Annotated in this window: 1 protein-coding gene; it reads left to right on the top strand. The window is 70.6% G+C overall.

The genetic code is table 11. The annotated features are described in order from the left end of the window. Positions 1-515 precede the first annotated feature (515 nt). Complete coding sequence (locus OO54_RS36710) at positions 516-19,466, top strand: hypothetical protein (RefSeq protein ID WP_209440911.1); 18,951 nt, start codon at positions 516-518, stop codon at positions 19,464-19,466. Positions 19,467-19,471 lie beyond the last annotated feature (5 nt).

Raw genomic sequence — 19,471 nt, 5'->3', positions numbered from 1 at the left:
AACTCGGCGTCAAGGCCGCCGTCGAGCGCGGCGACCTGGAGCGCGCCGCCCAGCTGGAGACGGCCTTCGACGCCAGGGTCGAGCAGCGCGCCACCGGCGGCGACGCGACCTCCACCGACACCGGTGCACGACCCCCCACGTCCGCAGGCGAGCCCACGCGGGGACCGGCCGCCATCCCCGACCTGCCCGAGCCCACCCCGGACCCGTCCGGCGCCCGGACACCGGACCCTGCCGGCGACGGCAGCGGGAGTACGGACCCGCTCCAGCCGGGCGGCGAAACGCTGACGCGGCAGGCCAAAACCCCCGACGCCGGCACCCAGGCCCCGCCGACCCCCGAGCAGCTCCTCGCCCGCCAGGCCGGACCGGATTCCGGCGACCCCCTGGACGCGGTGCTGGCCGGTGCCGCGGACGAGCGGGGGATGCTGCCCTCCCAGCTGGAGGAACGTCTCGACGCGAGCCCCACCGGGTGCGGGAGCTGTTCCAGGCGGTCGCCGACGCCCGCGACACGGGCCGCCTTGAGCAGGCGCGCGCCGCGCTGGAGGAGCTGGCGGCACTCACACGGGCCGCAGAGGAACACTCCCCGGCCGACCCCCGCCGAACTCAGACGGCAACTGGACGACGCGGTAACCGAGGCGTTCGAAGCACAGACGAACGCGATCGCTCACGACGCCGACGCCCGCCAGGTCACGGAGCTCTACAAGACCGTCACCGACGCACGCAACACCGGCCGCCTGGACGAGGCCACCACAGGTCTGGACACGCTCCGCGCCCTCGCACAGGCCGCCGAGCAGCAGTCGTTCGCCCGCTACACGGTACCCGAACCCACCGCGCAGACGCCGGACGCGTCGATCCAGGAGCAGACGCTGGAGACTCCAGCCTCGGAGCAGACGCAGAACACCGTGGCACCCCTTGTGCCCCCCGTGATGCCACTGACCCCAGGAGTCGTGCCGGGGACCGTGCAGAGCCCGGCCCCACAGAACGTCCAGTCTCCGCTGCCCACGACGACTGGGCCCGCCGCGACGACTGGGCCCGCCACGACGTCCACCCCCAGGACGGCGAGTCCACTGCCGTCCACCGTGCTGCCGACCGAGATTCTGCCCACCACCCTCCCCGCCCCCGATGCGCAGGACGCGCCGCAACAGGAGGCCACGGCGCAGCCCGTCTCCATCGCCCGGATCCTGGAGGGCGAGCCGGCCGCTACGGAGGAGGTCTTCGACGCGTCCGGGCCCCTGGCCACCGACCCGGCTGAAACCCAGTCGGCCGAGACCATCCATGACACCGCGCAGACCACGGTGACGGTGACGCCGCCCGCCCCGGTGGCCGCGGACATCGAGGGCTTCGCCAGGCGGTTGGAGAAGGCCCCCGCAGCGGTGGTCGATGCCCTGTGGAACGAGGCGGTCGCACGCGTCACCGCGGATCGGCCCGAGACCACCGCGGTCGTCGGACTGTCCCCCGCGGAGCTCCGTACCCAGGACCCCGCCCTCTTCGCACGCGTCCTGGACACGGCCCGTGACCTCAACCCCCTGGAGACGCCGGCCGACCGCGAGCGGGTCCTCGCGGAGTTCGGCACCGCGCCCGAGCTCCGCACCGCGGAGGAGGCCGACACCGCGTCCGATACCCGTACCGCGTCCGAGTTCTTCCCGCTCGTCGGCACACCCGAGAGTCTGCGCTCCCTCCAGGAGCTCTCCGACGTCGTGGACACCGAAGATCTGCGGATGTTCGAAGCGGGCCCCTTCCGTGACCTCGAACCGGCCCAGGTGCTCCACGCACGCCAGATCGTCACCGACGCCATCCACTTCCCGCCCGTGGTCGACGCGACGGGCGACGCCCGCCAGCAGGAACACCTCCAGGCATGGGCCACCGTCGCCGTGGCCCAGGTATTGGCGGGCGCGGGTCAGGGGATGACGACGGCCACGGCCACCCGCCGGGCCGCGGACGTGGCCGAGGAGATCCGCCGTGACCGCGGCCTCGAGCGGCCCAGAGGCCTGCGCGGCGGTACCCGCGAGGAGACGGAGCAGGCCTGGGAGACGGGCCAGAGCTCCAGCTCCACACAGGCGCAGGCCACCAGCCAGACGCAGAGGGACGATACGCTCACCCTCTCGCCGTTGGCACGCCAGGTGAACGCCATGGGCCTCATGGACCTGTTGCTGGCAGTGAACGGACTGTCACCGAATCTTCGCCAGGGGCTGAAAGCGCGGGCACGGCAGCTCATGCGGGAACACTTCCCGCCCGGCGTCGAACTGCCCTTCGACGCACCGCTGCCCCGGGCGGAGTTCCTGCAGGCCGAGGCGGCAATCGAGTACGCACTGTATGTGGGGGAGCGCGGACCCACTCCGGAGGCCACAGCCACCGAACTCGTCCAGCTCTATGCCGGCAGGCATCCCTCCGGCTACCGGACGGGGCGGCAGCCTCTGGAGACCCTTCCAAGCGGCGAGAGGGAGCTGAACCCCGCCCGGACGGAGCAGCAGCCTCTGGAGCCCCTTCCGAGCGGCGAGAGGAATCTGATTCCCGGCCCGCCGCCCATTCCGCTAGAGGACCTTCCCGAGCTTGCCCGGGAATCCGCCAAGGCCGAGAAGTCAGACGTCTGGGCGCTCATCGGACAGCTCTCGATGTGGGAGGCCAGACAACTGCGTTCCGAAGCTGAGGATTTGATGCTCAGGCACTTCCCCGAGTGGGTTCCGATGAACCTCCGGTCGCGGCCTCAATATCCTCGGGATATCGATCTCTTCGGCTACTGGGAACGCGTCCAGATCGCGCTGCTCCAAGGTCGGAGTACGCCGACGCCCGGTGTGGCCGCCGACGCGCTGGCTCAGCACTACGCCCGGGAAATCCACAAAGCATACGGCGAGGGCAAGTCGTGGACCCTTCGTCCGGAGCCCCGTGAACAACCGGCCGAACAGCAGACCGAGCCCCGGACGGAGCAGCAGGCCGAGCCCCGGACGGAACCGCGGATCGAACAGCGCACGGAGCAGCTGCCCCCGGCGGACGTGCAGGCAGCGGCGGCGGCGATCATCCAGCAGACGATCCTGCTGCCGAGGCCGGAGGCGCTGGCGGCCCTGGCGGCGCTGCCGCCCGCCCGGCTCGGCGAGATCCGATCTGCCGTGACCGAGCTGCTCGGCCGGTACTTCCCCGCGGGCTGGCAGGTGCAGCTGGACAGGGTGCCGGCGTTGACCGAATTCATGAGGGACGTCGAGGCGTGGCTCCAGTACGCGCTTGCCATGCAGGCGGAACGCGGGGCACCAGATATCGCGACCGAACTCCTGGCGGCCATCCTTGCCGAGGAGTTCGTCAACCGGTACGAGTCTCTCGCGCCCCTGGCCGAGAACCAGCAGCCGTCGACGCCGAGCGTGATCGCCGATCCGTCGGCGGCCGAGGAGATGGTCGTCGAGCCGACAGAGCCGGCGGTCTCGCGGGTTCCCGAGTCGGCCGCCGACCTGGAGGAGCAGCTGTACAGGGGTGCGTGGCTGTTCGGTGACGAGCGGGCGATGCAGGTGCACCAGACTCTGTTCGACGGATCGACGGATTACGTAAGGGACCTGGGGGCGTTCCGGGAACTCCGGCAAGAATTGACGGGACTGACCCAAGCGAACGCCGACGATGAGCTTCTGGGCTTCCTGGACGGCTTTGGGCTGAACCACCAGACGGCCCAGTTCTGGTCGAGCCTGCTGCAGGACCCGTATTGGGACGAGGCCGTAGCGCGGGCCGACGCCGCCCTCGACGAAGACCATCTCATGGACGACGAGTCGGTTGACGAGGGCGAGTCCGAGGAGGGATTCGAGCACTGGAGCATCGATGCCGCACGGAGCCTCTCGGTCCCCAATCCGCCCACACACCCGTACGTATCAGAATACGAACGACAGGTCTACTTCGGTGCCGAGGTGCCGGAGGATCTCCGGTACGCGGACGCCGGCCACGTGTACTTGCTCCAATACTCCGCGATGTACAACCGTGACATCCGGATCGGCTACGACCTCCTGAGTGCCTATAGGGGGAGCTCCTTCGAGCGCGGCGTTGCGGACCACGTCATCCAGGAAGAGCTGCTCGCCTTCGTCACAGCCCGGGGCATGCACCCGAGCATGGCCTCCTACTGGACCCAGCTGGCGAGGCAGCGGGACTTGATAGCAGACCTGCAACGGGAGTTCCCCGACGGTTGGGACCAGCGGCCGCCAGAGCCTCTTCCCCGGCTGGCAGACTACGGAGAGCTCCCGGCGTACGGTGACGTGCCGCAGGACCGGGAGCCGGAGCCGTACAGCGAGGGGACGCTCCACGCGGCGCAGTCCAGGCCGATCGCCTGGATCCAGGACCAGTTGCGCGCCCTGCCGCCCCAGGTGGAGTCCACCACGCGGGACATCGCCGACCAGATCATGCTGGCGTACAACCCCTACCCGCCGGAAGCGCTGAACGTTGACTCTCCGGCGGCCCAGCGGACGCTGGCCCGGCGGGAGGAGGAGCGCGCACGTGTGCAGTACGCCGTCATGGCGGCGGGTGCGGCCACAGCGTCCCGGAGCGCGGCGCAGTCGTCGGCCGGCGCGGCTGATCGACTGGACGCCTACCTCGACGACGCCAAGACCTTGGCGAGGCGATTCCACGAACTCCGTACCGATCTCGTGACGTCCGCCCCGGTGGACGGGGAACTGTCGCAGAGCGGCCTCCCGGAGGCGTGGATGCCGAGGACGGCGATCTCGGCACGGGACGAGCGCCTGGCTGTCGTCGAGGCGCTGTTCCAGCAGATGCCCGAGGGCGAGCGGCACGCCTGGGAGACCCAGGCGTCCGAGATCGTGAACACGTACAACTACGACCCGATGGAGATGACCGGCGACGGCACTCCGGTACAGCAGCGCCCGGGTCGGACGGAGGAACGACTGCGCGTCCAGTACGCGCTGTACCTCGACAGGGAGCTCGACTCCTTCCGTCAGCTGGCGGCGCAGGCGCTGGCACGCGCATACGGCCAGGAGCGCGGTCTGCAGCCGCGGGCGTACGCGTCGGGCGCCGGACGCGACGAGCAGCGGGTCGACGCGGAGCGGGCCGGCGAACAGTCCGTCTCCCTGCCGCGGACCTCCCCGCGGGACGTGGAGCCGGACGTGGCCCCGTCGTCACGTGAGGTCCGTGACCTGGAGAACATCCTCTACAGCCGGAGGCCGATGCCGGGCGACCCCGAGGGGATCCGCGCGAGGCACGAGCTTCTCACCGAACGGTCCGCGGTCTACCGGTCGGATCTCGCGGCCTTCGTGGACCTGCTCCCCGTCGTGGACGTGAACGGTCTCCGCGCCTACGTCACCGGCCGGGGGATGCACGCGAGCCTGGCGGACGTCTGGCTGGAGATCCTCCACGAAGAGGGCGAACTGCACCGCCAGGCCGGTCTGTTCGAGGCCGTATCCGGGAGCGTGCTGGACCGGTTCGTCCAGCGGTCCGCGCCGGTGACGGACGTGTCCGACGGCGAACTCGGCTCGCTGCTCGATTACTACGCCGATTCGGACGCCGAGGAAGCGATCAGGGACGGCGAGAGGGTCGGCGACCGCGAGACGACCGGCCACGACGAGTCGATCAAGGACGACCCGGTGCGGGCCGAGACACCCGCACCGATCGATCGTTCGTCACTCCAGCGCAGCGAAACCCATCTCTCCGTCAAGTCCACCATGAGCGCGTACGAGTTCTACGGCCGCAGCAGCCCCGACCCCTTGAGCCAGCGCATGGAGGAGCGCGACGCCGTGACGGATCCGGCGTCCGGGCCGGCGACGGTGTCGTCCCCCCTGGAGGTGTACCCGCGCAAGGGCCGCGCCTCGGTCGCCGTGCGCGCCGGTGCCTTCGCCGGCGGCATCTCCCTGCGCGCCGCCAGGGACCGTCGCATCATCGGTGTGGCGGTCCCCTCGGAGGCCCTGCGGCGGGGCATGGCGCGGCTGCTGCACGAGGACCCGATCCTCCTGGACGCGGAGGCCGAGGCGGACGGAGTCCGCATGAAGGTCTTCACCGACGGGGAGTACGCGCTCCGTACCATGTCCGAGATCGCCACGATCCTGGAGGAGGACTACGACCTGGAGCCGTCGCAGCCCCTCGTCCTGGTGGCGAGCGGCTCCGGCAGCGACACGGTCACCCACGGCCCGAAGGGAAGCCTGGTGCGCGCCAGGGAACCCCTCGGTCAGCTGCTGGCGGACGCCTCGAACCGTGAGGTGCTCGCGATCAACGGCGAGCTGGCGGCGAAGCCCTCTCACAAGCAGGTCCCAGGCGGTCCCCTCCCGGTCACCCCGGTCAGTGTCAGGCCGGGCGGCGCGGCCTTGGCCGACCTGAAGAACTGGGAAGCCACGACGCTGTACCGCCCGCGGGCGGGCCTCAACCCGGACCACCTCCAGGCGCGGTGGCCCGGCCGTCGCATCGTGACCGACTACGAACTGTTCTCGTCCCCGCCCGGTCATGTCGACCTGCGCCCGTTCACCCGGCGGGATCCCGTACCCCAAGGCTTCTACACCCAGGGTGACGGTCTCTCCGGCACGTTTCCGGCGATCACGCTGGCACGGGAGGTCGTCCACGACACGAAGCCCCCGCTCGCCGTCTCGGCGGACGGCACCCTGGCGGTCAACGCGTCCGCGGCCGAGCCTCACGAGTTCTACGCGACCGAGGAAGTGCTCGACCGCACCGAGCGGACACTCGACCGGCTCGGAGGCAAGGCGAAGCTGGTACGTGTCCCGCAGCACCGTGTCGAGCTCACCGTCGACGGCACACCGCGCACGCTCACGATGGCGACTCTGGACTTCAAGGACACCAAGGGGCGCTCGCAGATCGAGTCCGACGGCGCCCGCGACTTCACCTCCCTGGTGCTGGGAGGACAGCCGCTGGAGTTCGTCCTGCGCAACGAGCAGGCCGCGACCCGCGCGGACGGCGTCGCCCCCACCCCCGTGAAGTTTCCGACCAACGTGGGTTCGGGCGTAGAGGCGAAGGGCTCCCACGAGGTGGCCGACCTCATCGTCGAGGTCGCCAAGGGCAGGCAGCCGATGGAGACGGTCAACCCTCTGTGGGCCCGGCGGAAGGCCTATGACCAGTTCGCGAAGGGCGTCGGCCTCGGAAACAGGCCGGGGCAGGGCGAGGAGTACGGCAAGGCACTGAACGAGACGACGGCCACGTCGTGGACGACCCGTAAGCGGCGGAGCGCCTCCCTGTCGCTCGGCCTCAACGAGTTCGCCTGGGCACGTGACGGCGAGTCCTATATCGCACAGAGCATCGGCGTCGGCGGAAAGGCCGGCGAACGCCAGTACCAGACGGACTACAGCAAGGAGACCGAGCCCGTCACCGTGCCCGAGGCGGCCGCCAACCACTTCGCCGCCGTGCTCGTCACGAGCGACGACGGCAGCCACCAGATCGCAGTGGAGAACTACCGCCGTGGCCCCGTCCTGAAGGAATACGTCGCCGAGGCGGTCGACGCGCTCTACGACGCCCACGGTGAGAACCTCGCCGAGGTGCTCGCCGACCTGGCACGGCAGGCCGAGCAGGCCCAGAACCGCACGACGGAGCTCAACGACGCCATCGGCCGGATGCGGACGGAACTCCGGGAGACCTCGATCTCCGCGGCCGACCGCACCGCGCTGGAAGAGGAGATCGAGCGCACCGTCACGGAACACAAGGAAGCCGTGCGTGTCGAGCGGGAGATCGCTTCCCGTCGCACCCTCGCCGAGCAGCTGCGGTCCTACGGCGAGGCCCTGGTGTCGCCGGACGCCGGCACCCCGGAGGGAATCGTCGCGCTGGAGAGGGCACGCACCCAGGCCGGTACGACGCTGCAGAAACTGAACGGGGACGCCCTGGGCCGCAACACGGAGATGTGGCACTTCAAGATGTACGGGCGCGGGCCCGGCGAGACCTTCTTCGAGGCCACCGCCCGGGGCAAGGAGGACCCCCGTCCGATCTCCGAGCTGCCCAACCCCCTGGTGATCGTCGGCCTGCACGGTCCCGAGACCCGCCCGGTCCAGCTGGAGTTCCCCAGCAGCGGCAAGACGCTGAGCCCGGTGGCGAAGGGCAGACTCAAGAGCTACGCCCAGAAGGCCGCCAGGGAAGCGACATGGCGGCAGATCAACGGCGCGCAGCCGCCCTCCATCCAGATCACGGGCTATGGAAACGCCCTGGTCGGGGCGCAGCGCACCGGCCAGGAGCGGGCGGACGCGGCTCGCGACGAGCTGAAGCCCGTCCTCGCGCAGGCGCTGGCCGACCAGGCGGCCAAGGGCCTGCCGGTACCCGAGACCGACGACCTCCCCATCGAGGCCCGGTCCAAGGGCCGCGCCAATAACCCCCTGCCCACCGGCGCCACCCTCGACGAGCGGCGCCGCAGCGTGTTCGTCGCACTCGTCGAGCCCACGGACTACCGCGCCATGGACGACATCAACGCCGTGCTCGACGGTCTTCCCACCTCCCTGCGCAAGGGCGTTCTGCGAGACGCCGAGATCATCAGTGACCTCTACAACCCCTTCCCGCTCTCCGACGGCACCTCCGTGGACCCCACCCTGCTCCAGGAGCTCGCGGCCCAGCGCGAGGAGTCCATACGCCGTGTGGCGTTCGAGCTGTACAGCGAGTTCGAGCGAGAGGCACAAGGCGCCCTGATCCTCACCGCGGAGGGCCAGGCAGCCCGGGGGTTCGCCATCGGAAAAGCCGCCGAGCTGGCCGGACGACTGGGCAGGGCAAGAGACGTCTCCCCGTCGACCCTGCCACGCAACTTCGTTCCGGACAGCATCGCCTCCTACCTCCCGACGTCTGTTCAGCAGCCGGTCGGGCGCCGCGCCACGCTCAGTGGCGTGCGGCGATCCCTCACCCCGACGGGGGCACCGAGTACGGAACATGGTCGGTCCCTGGGAACCATCACCGAACGGCCCATCGAGGAAGCCGATCCGACCGTCACACGGGACGCGGCGGGGCGCGGACCCGCGCAGAGCCCGAACGGTGACGCGGAACGGCTGTCCGGCACCCGGCGAACCGAGCGGGTGCTGCCGGTCCAGGACCCGGTACGACCGGAGCAATGGCGTCACCGTATCGACGGCGCACCGGAACCCGCCTACCTCATGACCGAGATCTACGACCCGGCGCGCGACCCGCTCGCCGGCCGACGGGACGTCCTGGACGACGGCCTGCTCGCCGGCCGGGAGGTCATGGTACGTAGCGGCATCCAGCAGATTCAGGCGGAGGACGGCCGCTGGATCCGGCAGGTGCTGTTCAACCTTCCGGTGAGGTTCGGCGAGGGATTCGCGGCCGACCGGCTGCCCGGCCTCGAACGCCGCATGCAGGATCTTCTCGACACCCATCTCAACCTCGGCTACCAGCTCTCCCCGTCCGGGGCGGAGACCGGCGACCAGCTGCACTTCGATGTGCGGCTGACCCTCGCCGAAGACCACCCGGAGGCCGTGGAACTCAGCATGTCGGACCAGCCCGAACGCTCCGACCAGCTCTCCTTCCGCCTGCACTCCGACAACGCCGACGCGGCCCTGCACGAGCTCGATGACGCGGATCTGCTCCATGAACTGCTTCACTACGCAGGCGTGAGCGACCGGGGCCACGACGTGAACTCGCTGTTCCGGAAAACGCCCGACCGGGCGGACAGCGACGGCCTGATGGCCGAGCCCGGGCTGCCGACGCTGCCCGGCCTGCCGGTGTCGTACCTCGAACAGATCCAGCTGGCCCACGCCTCCGGCCCGGTGCTCCGGGCCCATCCGCTCGGGGCCCCGCCGGTGACGTCACCGGTCGGAAACAGGTTCCGCCTCCCGCCCATCGACGACGGACGGAGCCAGAGCCTGCGAGGCCGGGCCGCCGAGGCACCCTGGATGCCGAGGGCTCTGCGGCGTCTCGGCGAGCGCATCGCCAACCGAGGTGAACAGCAGTCCGAGCCGCGCGTACCGATAGAGATCCCGGCGGAGATCCGGGCGGAGACCCGGTTCGAGGAGGTCGACGACGCCTCCGACGCGACGGATGCCGGCATCGACGAGCGTGCCGAGGACATCGCCGACCGTGCACTGGAGGCCGCGCGAGCGAACCCGTCGAGCTCGGGCGACGACATGTACGCCGCCCTGATGCAGCCCCCGACCTCCCCTGAGCCGCCGACCGTCGGCAGGCGGAACCGGCAGGCGGTGACCCTCCCATCGACGCTCTTCGAGCAGATCCGGCAGGTGCGGGAGAGAAGCAACACCGTCAACACCCTCGGCACGGACATGAGTCTGTCTCCGAGGTCGGTCTCGTCCTCCGAGCGGTCCCCGATCGGCGCGCTCGCCGGCTGGGTGATGAACCGGGTGACCTCACCCACCCGATCCGCGAGTGACCGCCATGTCACCGGTGCCAGGACCGAGACGGTCGAGGAGGTCCTCGACCGCATGGAAACGATCGACCCCCTGGCGCGGGTCCCCCGCACACGCCCCTTGGAGACGGTCAGGCATCAGCTCGCCGGCCTGCCGCGCGCCGACTTCGACGCCGCCGTGGAGAGGGCCTGGGACCTCGCGGAGGAGACGGGCGTGGCGCAGAGGCGGGACATCGTGTTGCCGCCGGCGGAACAGGCCGTGCGCAACGCCGTCGTGCTCCGCCTCGCTCACGCGCTCGCCTTGGAAACCGTCGAGAGGGCCCGTGCGCTCGCGGTGGCCTTGATGCCCGTACGCCGGGGCCTTCCCGAGATCGTGATCACGGACGAGGACGGCGCCATCGGCGAGGAGGCGGCACAGGACGGACCGGCCGTCATGGTCGCCGAGCCCGCCCCGGAGGAACAGCAGCGACAGGCGCGACAGCAGCGACAGGTGCGACAGGAGCGGCAGGAGGAGCGCGACACCCCGCGGTCCATGAACCCGCCGGAGGCGATGCCGGGCGAGACCCGGAGACTCCAGGATCAGCTCAGAGGCGCGCTCGACGGCGACGAGCACGCCCTCGGGCTCCTGATCCGGGAGGCGTCGGTCCTGATACACCGGAGGGCGCGGTTTCCCATGTTCGTCTCGGGAAGTGACCTCGCGCGGCGCTGGCACGACCTCCAGCAGGAGGTCGTGGCCCGTACGGCGATGGCTCTGTATGAGGGACGCGATCACGTGGACCCGCAGTTCAGGGCACGTGAAGTCGTCGACGCGTTCGCCCGCCTGCTGGACCTCGGCCCGTCCCCGTACGAGAGCGGCGGGACGCGGTCCACGCAGGAGCCGGGGGAGGAGTCGCGGTCCGCGGGGGAGAGCTCCGTCTCCCGCCCGGCGGACCTGGAGTCCTCCGACGCCGAGGCCCGGGCGCAGGCCGCACAGGACCGCGCCGACATGGCCGGTGCGCTCGCCCGGATGAGGGAGGCGGGCATGGACCTCTTCGAGGAGCAGCCCGATCCCACGCTGGTCGACGCATTGCTCCGCGAGCACTCGGAGGAGTACGCCGCGACCGTCGACGCCTTCGGACGCGCTCACGTCGAAGGGCTGCTGAGCGGCGACCCCGGGTACAGTCCGTCCGCGCTCGCGGACGAGCACGGGCTGACACCGGCGCACACCCGGTTCCTCGTGGAGCGCATGGCTCTGGAGGACGACGGGTACCTTGCCGACGCGGCGCGCCGGATGACCCTGCGTCTCGCCGAGGGCGAGCCCGACACGGAGGCCGCCCCGCGGCGCTACGGCCTGGCCGATCTGTACGAGCGGTTCGTGGAGCGGCCGACGTTCGACGACGTACCCGAGCCCCCCGAGTCGGCGCTCGTCCTGGACCGGATGTCCGGCACGGTGGACGTCGACCGTCTGCGCGCCTTCGAGAGCGAGGTTCAGGCCCACCTCGACGAACCGTACTTCGACGTCCTCCTGCGCGAGGCGGTCGACCTGGTCCGTTCCATCGCGCTGACGCCGCAGGTCGAACGTCCCGGTGCCGGCCTGAAGGCCGAACGTCCCGACGCCTACTGGACGTACCTCGCGGTCGCCCAGTCCCTCCGCGAGCGCGGCGGTTCCCCGACGCTGGAGCACGATGCCCGCATGCTGACGGAGCGCGTCAGGGAGGCCCTCGGACTGCCGAGGGGCCGCGGCGTCCAGGGGGGCTTGCGGTACGCCTCCCCCGCTTCGGCCCAGGCGATGAGCGAACGGCTCGCCGAGGAGCTTTGGCAGCGTGTCGTCGCAGGTCGGTACGGCCTTCCCGCGCCCACCGAACAGCTGCTCGCCGACCACAGGACCCTGCTTCTCCACCGCGCCGAATACCGCGAGTCGTTCGAGGGATTCGGCCGCGACTACCTTCCGCTGCTGATGAACACCGGTGATCAGCGGGCGACGAACCGCGAGATGACCCGGCGCACGGGGCAGCGGGAGCCCGTGGTGGAGTTCTGGGCCGAGGCGGTCCTGCGCGGGGCGGGAGGCTACCGGGACGACCTCCTGGCACGATGGGGGAGCTGGTACGACAACCGCACGATGGACTTCACTGACCCCGCGGCGTCGGCCGCCGTGCACCTCCTGCTCATGCACGGGCACCGTTCGTACAGCCGTGATTTCCTCGACTTCGGTACGTTCCTCCACCCCTTCCTCCGGTCCGAGGGCCTGCGGACGGAAGACACGGACCTCGTGAGCCGTAGTCACGGCGTGGGCATCGGCCAGGGTCGGTTCTGGGCGCGACTCGTGGCCAACGGCGAGTGGTCGGCGTACCGGCGCCTGGTCACCGCCCAGATGTGGCGGCGCCTCAGGGCGGGACAGAACGACCACGTGTTCGCGCCCGACAGGCCGTCGCGGGAACTCGCTCACCAGCCTCTGCTCGAGGATCACATCGACTACGAGTTGGCGTACGCCCGGTTCGGTCAGCGCTACGGGCAGACTGTGCGGCCGGGCTATTTCCGCCTGAGGACGGCGACCGACCTCGGCGCCGAACAGGGGCTGCCCCCCAACCTGTCCGTCTACTGGGCCCAGATGTACCTGTCGGGCGCATGGCGTACCCACTTCGAGGCCCGTCTTCCCCAGCTCGACGCGGGTCTCACCCGGGGTGCGGACCACTTCGCGGACCCCCGCCTCGACCGCGGCATCCTGCACACGCTGCTGTTGGCCCATCCTCCCTACCTGCGTCGTTACGAACGATTCGGCGAGGAGTACACGGCCCTCCTGCGGCGGGGCGGGGATTCCGATCGCCGAGCGGCGCTCGCCCTCGGCCGCGGGATGGGGCTGAGCGACGGGCAGATCGGTTACTGGGCCGGCCTCGTCGAGGCGGGCCGATGGAGCAGGGACCACGAGCCGTCAGCGAAGGCCCGGGCCGGGGTCGAAGACCGCGTCGAGTCCGGGACCGCCGAGCCGGGACCCAGCCGGAGCGCGACCTTCACCGAGATCCCGCAAAACAACCAGGCCCGGGACGGCATGGCGCGGGACGGTCTGCCGTCCTACCCTTCCGTGGGGGACGACTACGTCCCGACGTTCACCCGGGTCGAGCCCTCCGCGGCCGAGCCCTCGCCCGCGTTCGACTCCGTTCGCCTTCTCGAGCGGATCGAACCGGATCTGGAGAGGCTCTCACCGGTGGTACCCGACGTGGGAGAGCTGTACGACTTCGCGGTCGAGGTTCTGCTCACGCCCGGCAGCTACACGGCCGTACTCGACGCCGCTGTGAACCTCACCGCCTCCGTGACGCGGCTGCCGGACGTCACGGCGTGGTCGGACCTCCCGCTGGCCGAGATGCCGCCGAGGGCCGTGTGGGCCGTGCTGGCGCTGGCGCTTGCGCTGACGAGGGATCCCGACCTCCTCTTCTTCCGGGACAGCGGCGTCAGCCGAGCCGTCTCCCTCGCCGAGCGGATCCGTTCCGAGCTGGGTCTGCGAGCCGCGGAAGGCCCCGGCTCCATGGTCCTGGAATCGTTGCCGGAAGAGTCCGAGACGTCTCCGAACGAGGGGAGCATCGAGACCATCGTCCAGCAGTTCTTCGACGGTGAGCCGCTGTTCGGTCCACTTGCCTGGCCCCAGGTCCTCGAACTGCACCAGAGGTTGTACGAGGGCTCCGTGGCGTACGCGGCCCGGTTCCACGACTTCGCCACCCGCGACGAGCGGGACGCGGGGGAGCGGACCGGAGGGGCGGCGAGCGCCGTCCGCGAACACGGCCCGCACCGAGACGCGGCCCAGGCCTGGGCGCAGGTGCTCGCCGATCCCGACTGGGCCCGGCGTGTGCGGGAACTCTCCGGGCCGATGAGCCATCCGGCCGTGGCCGAACTGCGGCGGAACGCGATCCCGCTGACCGACGGTTCGCTCACCCCGGACGAGAGGGTCTTCTACGGGGCCGGGCACCTGTCGTCGCGCGACACGGTGTCCGAGGTCCACGAGTCGCTGCTCGAGGAGTCGCCCCGTTACCGGCACGACTACGGGCTCGCGGCGGAGGTACAGCGCACGCTCGTCGACGAGGACACCGTGACGGAGGAGCTGACCGCCTTCGCCACGGCACGAGGGATGAACTCCGGGACGGTCCGATTCTGGCTGTTCGGGGAGCCGGCCACCACGCTGGCGAACCACCGGCGACTTCTCGCCACGTCCCCGCGGTACGCGGTGGATCTCATGGACTTCGAGTCCATGGCGCGCGACGGGCTGGCCTCGCGACGGCTCGACGCGTTCGCCGCCGAAAGGAGGCTGGACCCGAACCTCGTACGCCTCTGGAAGACCCTGCGGACACAGGACGGCTGGCAGGAACAGCTCGCGGCAGCCCGTCTGCTGGGCAGCCGGCCGTCCCGCACGGGCACCACCGGGGCAGGCACCACCGACGCGCCCAGGCACGGGCTCGCGACGGCGGACGACGGGTCTTCCGACAACGAGGTGCGGTACGTGGAGGACGGGGACGGCGACGATGAATGGGTGACCGACGAGGAGGACACCGAGGGCGTCGAGGGGCGGGAAATCATCGAGGCGGTCCGGCAGGAGGGCGGACCGCTGCCCCGGAACCACCCCTTCGGCTCCACCCTCGAACGGGACGTCTACACCGGTGTTCCCCTCCCGGCCATGCCCGCGGGGGAAGTACGCGCCTTCCACGAAGACCTGCTGCGTCAGCCGCAGTACCGCTCCGACTTCGAACTCCTCAGCCGCCTCTACACCTCCGACAGCGTGCCCAGGGACACGGCCTGGCGGGAAGTGGAATCGTTCGTGCGGGACCGGGGGATGGACACGAGCTACGACCGGCTGTGGAACTCCCAGCTCTTGTTGGGCACACTCCGAGAGCGTTCCGCGACGGCCGGTCCACGGACACCCACCCATCCCGTCGATGGCCTGTCGAATCTCACCGAGGCGGTGCGGGCCATGCGTCTCACGCGGACCGACGAGACGGAGGACGCGGAGGACGTGGAGTCCGGCACCTGGGGAAACCAGGTGGCGGAGGAGAACCGCCCGGACATGGACACGGAGTGGACAGGGGAGGGGGAGCAGGACGCCCAGCCGGTCGAGGCCATTCCGCGTGAATGGGCGACCCTCGATGCGTCCGCGCGGTACCAGGCGATCAGGGTCCGCCTGCACGCCCACCTGCCCGTCTTCGGCGACGCCGACCTGGACGCGGACACACAGAGTCTGCTGCTGGCCAACAACAGCGCGTTCCGCGAGGCGTGGTCGCAGTTCCTGGAGGCGTTCCGCGAGCTGGTTATGCAGGGCGAGGACAGCCCGGAGGCGGCATATGAAGCGGCCGTGGTCGACGTGGGCGTCGCCCATGACATAGGTGAGTACTGGGCAGACCGGAGCAGCCATCTGAGGCATCTCGTGGCGAGGGAGCAATTGGCCGCCGTCTACTCCACCGGCGGGCTCTTCCGCGAGAGCGGAGAGCTCGAGCGAAACGTGCTGCACAGCCTGCTGCTGGACGAGACGGCACGATACGCGCGCGACTTCACCGAGTTCGTCGAGAACATCCGCACTATGGAGGAGGAAGGCTGGCTGGTGCGTGAGACCCTCTCCGCGCCCGAGCTGGCGGAACGCGTCGCCGAGGCGGCGAGCGACATCGACGTACCCGACGATGTCATCGCCTACTGGACGGAGCTCTACCGTCGCGACTCCTGGGACGAGGAGAGCGAGTCGGCCCTCCGGAGCGAAGACCGCCAGGAACCGGTCGAACAGGTGCTGGACAGAATCCGGGCACTGGGTGGGCCGCTGCCCGAGGACCACGTGCCCACGTCGGATCGGGAGGAATTCGTCTACTCGGGCCGGTGGGATTTCGGGATCGTTCACGACAGTGAGGCGATGCACCAGGATCTGCTCGACGAATCGGAGCAGTACGCGTACGACTTCGACATCATCAGCGACCTCGCCAGCGTGCGGGCACCCGCCGACCAGATCCGTGCGAGCCTGATCGACTTCGTGGTGAGCAGGGGAATGCACCCCAGTGCGGCCACGTACTTCGACACACTCCTGAGCCGGCCGGCGACGAGCCCCGACTCGGAACCCTCCGGCATTCCCGTGCCCCCGTACGAGGAGCCCGGAGTGCTTCCGCGGTACGGGGAGGCCGTCACCTCGATGGCCGAGGTGCGGGTCACCGACCTCAACGCGGCATTCCAGCGCGAGCTGGACGAACAGCCTTCCAGTCCTGAACTCGACGCGCTGATGCGGGAGGCCGTCGACATGGTGGGCGAGATGATCCAGGTTCCCACGGCCTGGGGAACGCGGCCGGGTGAATCGCTCCGCGAGGCGCGCCCCGAGGTGTACTGGACGTACGTCGAGGTGGCCCGGTTCCTGCGCGACAACGAGCATTCGCCGACGCGCGAGCGGGAGGCGCGCGCCCTGGTGGAGCGGCTCCGCGAGGCGAACGGCCTGCGGCCTCGCGGCTTGCTGGGCGGCGCGGGCGACGGCACGGACACGCGGAACACCGAGGCCGTCGAGACGATCGAGCGGGACCTGCGCCGTGCCGGCAGGCAGGTCTGGAACAACGACGGCACCCTGCACCACACCGCGGCCCTCACGCTGCGGCCGATGGCCGTCGGCCGGGCCCGTCTCGACGCGGAGAGGATGGGCGGCGCCGACCTGTACGGGCTCGCCGCGCACCTCTTCGACCCGTCGGCCCACGACCGGGCCCTGCCGCTGCTGGCGGAATGGCTGGGGGAGGAGGGCATCCCGGTGCTCGCGCCCGAGGAGGTCCGAGCGGCGCGACAGGTGTCCGCCGAGCGGACGCTCGACGCCGTGGACGACATGACGGACCTCACTGTCGACGACGTGGCGCGGCAGTTGTTCCCGGAGGCCCTCGCGACGGACGGGAGCGTCCAGGGCCAGGTGGCCGGATACCTCGAAGCCGGCGCGAGGTTCGGCCGGGACCGGCTCAGCGACGGGCGTCCGATGCGGAGCATGATGATCGGCATCGCGGCCCTGCGCGCCGCCGAGGACAGCCCTTCCCCGCGGCCGCTGTCCGACGTCGCGACAGAGGTACTCGGCGACGCGTCGCCCGACTCCCTCCGACGGGTGGAGGGGTGGCGCGACGGCACCCGGCACCTCGACGAGGTGGAGGGCGAAAGCCCGTACCAGACGTTCGTCGACCGGATCGTCGACGCGGCGCGGGAGCTGCGGGCACAGGACGCCACGGTCGACGCGGGCCGGCTGGCACGCACGGTCTTCGGGGTCTCGACGCCCTCGGCGGACGAGGTCGGCGCCGTCCGGTACTGGCTGGGGAAGGCGGGTCTTCCCACCGTCGTCGAGCCGGAGCTGACCGCGATGCTGGGACCCTCGCGGCTCTTCGGGCTCCCGTACGACGAGGCATCGCCGCGGGCCATGGACGGAGAGCGGGAACCGCTGCCGGTCCAGGTGCCCGCGCCGGTGCCGGTCGAGGCGCCCGGGACCGACTCCGCCCCATACACCCTCGGCGACGCGATGCCCGAGCCCCTCGCTTCGCTCTCGCTGCCGGAAACCGCCGATCCGCTCACGGTGCTGAGCGCCGTGGCCGACCACGTCGTGGCCCACGCCATGCATCTGCACATGAGCGGCTCCCCGACCGACATCACGGCCATCAGCAAGGGGGCCCGAGGAGGAGAACGCCACGAGCCGTGGCGGCACCACCACGAGGTCCTCGGCATCCTGGAAGCGTCCGGGGTGCGGGGGCAACCGATCACGAGCGGACTTCGGCCCGGAGAGCGCGGACCACGGCCCACCTCACAGGTCATGCGGCGTGTGCTCGACACCGCGCGGGCGGATGAGCCTCACCTGCGCGACCCCTATGCCTACGCCCGGTCGATGCTCAGCGAGGACGACGCGGACTCCTCCGTGCCGCTGGTCCGAGGCTGGTTGGTGGGCGCGGGGCTCATGGGCGACATGCCGACCGACGGGGCCCGGGCGCGGATGGTCGCCAGAGCCCGTGAGCTGGCGGACGCGTATGTGGACCGTGGCGCGGTGATCGATGTGCGGGAGATCGCCAGGCAGGTGTTCCGCACCGACCAGGAGACCCCGCAGCAGGTGTACCTGACCACGATGTGGCTCGGCGACAGTCTCGGCGACGGCCGTGACCCCATGGCGCTCGATGACGTCCCCGAGCCGAGCCCGCGGGAAGAGGCCGCGAGGTCGGAAGCGGAGACTCCCACGACGTCGTCGAGGGTGGAGGAACTGCGCCGGCAGTACCTGGAGGTCCTGCGGCGTTACCCCAGCCCGCCGATCTCCCTGGAACGCGTGCGGCAGCTCGACCCCCGTGACCCGAATCTGCCGAACCTGGAGCACCTGCGAGGCGGCCTGGCGGCCGCACTGGCGACCCGCGCGGCCGAGCTGGTCTACCAGGGAGCCTCGCTGTCGGACATCGCCGGGCACCTGAGCCTGCCGGGCGGCACGCGGTACCCGGTGCTGCAGGTGCACCGGATGATGCTCGAGCACAGCCCGCGGTACGGAGCCGATTTCCAGGCGCTGTTCGACCATCCGGACATGGGCACGCCGATGGCTGCTTCCAGAGCGGCCGATTTCGCACAGCGGAACGGTCTGCACCCGCAGACGATCGAGACCTGGCGTCAGTACGCCGAGGCCTTCCTGACGCAGAGTCGTTTCCTGGAGGGCATGTCCCGGTCCGAGCGCGCCACCCTGCGCGGCATCGCGTCCGGGTACCTCAACGAAGCCATCGGTGGAATCACCCTGGCCCCCGTACCGCTCTCCGTGAGGCTGGTGCGCGAGGAGCGCCTGGTGCGCGTGATGAAGGCATTGAAGGAGGGCGGCGAGCGAGGGGCCAACCGGGAAATCCTCTCTCTCACAGGTGAGTTGGGCCTCGTGCCCCGGGGCCTCGGCGTGGGCGGCACGCAGGTCACCGGCGATCCGGACGCGATGGACGTCGACGACTATTTCGATCAGGGATGGCAGGAGTTCCTCGGGGCGATGCAGCGGTCCGGGCAGGGCCTCGCGGACTCCTTCCTCCTTGACAACCCGGATCGCGTCAGCGAGACGGACGACATGGACGTTGAGGCAGCACCTCGCTGCCCCGGTGGTGGAAGAGTCCACTCCGTCCCCCGTTGTCATCGACCCCGCCGTCTCCATCCCGGCTGTCGTCGACCCGAGCGCGTCCGTCCAGGTCGTCTTCGACACGGCCGCCTCCGGCGCGGACGCTCTCGTGCCGGAGACAGTGGTTCCGGTTCCTGAGGCAG

The sequence above is a fragment of the Streptomyces wedmorensis genome (genome assembly GCF_000716445.1).
Classification (GTDB): Bacteria; Actinomycetota; Actinomycetes; order Streptomycetales; family Streptomycetaceae; genus Streptomyces; species Streptomyces wedmorensis.
Note: the sequence above shows the minus strand (reverse complement) of the source record. Positions and strands in the feature narration are given on the sequence as shown.